Annotated in this window: 3 protein-coding genes; 2 read left to right on the top strand and 1 reads right to left on the bottom strand. The window is 41.9% G+C overall.

The features are described from left to right. Together ACRCJ0_RS11855 and ACRCJ0_RS11850 are read left to right on the top strand one after the other, a co-directional pair. Nucleotides 1-1,264, top strand: a 1,264-nt coding sequence (locus ACRCJ0_RS11855; RefSeq protein WP_431390542.1) for a dihydroorotase, incomplete at its 5' end; no start/stop codon positions are given. Between the two features lie 30 nt (nucleotides 1,265-1,294). Beyond that, a complete protein-coding gene (locus ACRCJ0_RS11850; protein WP_431390541.1) occupies nucleotides 1,295-2,218 on the top strand; it encodes a dihydroorotate dehydrogenase in 924 nt (307 codons plus the stop codon). 81 nt (nucleotides 2,219-2,299) lie between these two features. On the opposite strand, the gene ACRCJ0_RS11845 is transcribed toward ACRCJ0_RS11850, so the two are convergent. Then, the coding region (locus tag ACRCJ0_RS11845; RefSeq protein ID WP_431390540.1) for a kinase/pyrophosphorylase at nucleotides 2,300-2,540 on the bottom strand (241 nt) is incomplete at its 5' end.

Raw genomic sequence — 2,540 nt, 5'->3', positions numbered from 1 at the left:
CACAAATGGTAAACAGGTTACAAAAGATAATCAACTAGTAGATGTTCATTTAAAAATTGACGGCAAAAAGATTGTCGCAGTTAGCGAGCAATTAGATTTCGACATTGCGGATAATGACCAAGTTATTGATGTGGCTGGGAAATTAGTCACTACAGGATTGACAGATGTGCATGTTCACTTCCGCCAACCCGGTTTTGAAGATAAAGAAACGATTTTAACTGGTAGTCAAGCAGCAGCACGTGGTGGTTTTACCCGAGTGGCAGCCATGCCTAATTTGAATCCTGCACCTGATACACCGGAAAAATTAACAGCGATTCAAGAATTGATTGATCAAGATGCAGTCATTGAAGTCTTACAATATGCGCCAATTACAGGTAACCTAAAATCAGACGACTTAGTCGACATGGAACATATGCCAGAAGCCTTTGCTTTTACCAATGACGGGTTTGGGGTTCAAACTGCAGGCACTATGTATCTGGCTATGAAAGAAGCAGCCCGCGTAGGTAAACCAATCGTTGCCCATACGGAAGACGAAAGTCTGTTGTTCGGTGGCGTGATGCATGAAGGTATTAAAAACAAGGAATTAGGGTTACCTGGTATCTTGAATGCAACCGAGTCAAGCCAAATCGCCCGGGATATTCATTTAGCGGAAGAAACAGGCGTTCATTACCACGTTTGTCATGTGTCAACAAAAGCCTCTGTTGCTGCCATTCGAGACGGTAAAGCACGTGGTGTGCATGTGACAGCTGAAGTGGCACCTCACCACTTAATCTTAAATGAACTTGATATTCCTTCAGATGATGCAACTTACAAGATGAACCCACCTTTACGCGGAGAAGTAGACCAAGCAGCTTTATTAGAAGGGCTTTTAGACGGGACTTTAGACATGGTCGCAACTGACCACGCACCCCATACCTTAGCTGAAAAGGCGAACGGTTTCATGCATTCACCATTTGGGATTGTGGGTATTGAAACGGCCTTCGCAGTGATGTACACAAACTTTGTAAAAACTGGCATAATGTCGCTAGCATTTTTATTAGAAAAAATGGCAACTGCGCCGACTGAAGTTTTCGGCTTAACACCTGCAACGGTTGCAGTTGACAGCCCAGCCAATATTGCAGTTTTTGATCTAGATCAAGCATATACAATTGATCCTGCTGACTACTTGTCAAAATCACAAGTGACACCATTCAACGGTGAAGAAGTGTACGGTATGTGTGCATTGACCGTATTCCATGGGGAAGTTGTTTACGAGCAAAAATAATCCAAGTAAAACTTATTGAAGGAGGCTATTATGTCACGTTTAAGTGTAAAATTACCAGGTTTAGAATTGAAGAACCCTATTATGCCGGCATCAGGCTGTTTCGGCTACGGTGAAGGGTTCGCGGACAAATATGACTTAAGTATCTTAGGGGCTTTAGTGGACAAATCGACAACTGTTGAAGTGCGAAAAGGGAATCCAGATCCACGCTACTTCCACTCTGGCGAACGTATTTTAAATTCAGTTGGCTTAAAAAACCCAGGTGTTGAAGGCGTCCTAGCAGAAAAATTACCATATTTAGCCCAATTTGATGTGCCTATTATCCAAAGTGTGGCAGGTAAAAATGTGGAAGACTATGTAGAAGCTACAAGAGCCTTATCACAGCCTGAAAATGTTAAAGCGATAGAGTTAAATATCTCTTGCCCGAATGTTAAATTAGGTGGTCTACAATTTGGGACAGACCCAGAAGTAGCTGCCGATTTAACAAAACAAGTCAAAGCAGCAACAGACTTACCTGTATATGTAAAATTAACGCCAAACGTAACGGACATTACGACAATTGCCAAAGCGGTAGAAGCTGCAGGTGCAGATGCTATTGTCATGATTAATACGATTACTGGTCAAACATTTGACTTAGAAACAAGACAACCTATTTTAGGTGGCGTGACAGGCGGTTTATCAGGCTCTTCAGTGAAATATGTGGCCCTACGAATGGTTCGTCAAGTAGCCCAAGTGGTGGATATTCCAATTATTGGAGTAGGTGGGATTGAAAGTATCGACGATGTTTTAGAAATGATCATCGCGGGCGCAACAGCAGTCCAAGTTGGGTCAGCTAACTACGCGAACCCAATGATTTGTAAGGAAATCATCGAAGGCTTGCCAGCACGCATGGATGAATTGAATATTGAATCTATTGAAAAATTAGTCCAAGAAATGAAAATGATGATCAAACATTAATAGATTGAAAAACAGCGCTCATGACAATCATGGCGCTGTTTTTTATTTTATAGTGTTATTTTAAGCTGAGCGATTTCGCTCTCACCCTGAGGTTTTGGTTGAGTTGAAGAACATGATAATCAAAGTGGCAGTTTCTTCAATTGACCGGTCAGCCACGTTGATGACTGGACAATTCAACTCTTCGTATAGTTTGTTGGCGTAGGCCAATTCTTTTTCAATTCGGGCATCATTTGTATACAGATTGGCATCTTCAATCCCATATGACCGCATCCGTTCACGACGAAACTTATTTAAGACATTGACGTCATTAGTCAAGCCAATG

The sequence above is a fragment of the Aerococcus sp. L_32 genome (genome assembly GCF_050689315.1).
The sequence above is the reverse complement of the archived record's forward strand: the minus strand, read 5'-3'. Positions and strand labels throughout refer to the sequence as shown.

What these genes read in the sequence shown, in the direction of transcription:
- ACRCJ0_RS11850 (WP_431390541.1), top strand. Translation starts at nt 1,295, where the DNA reads ATGTCACGTTTAAGTGTAAAATTACCAGGTTTAGAATTGAAGAACCCT.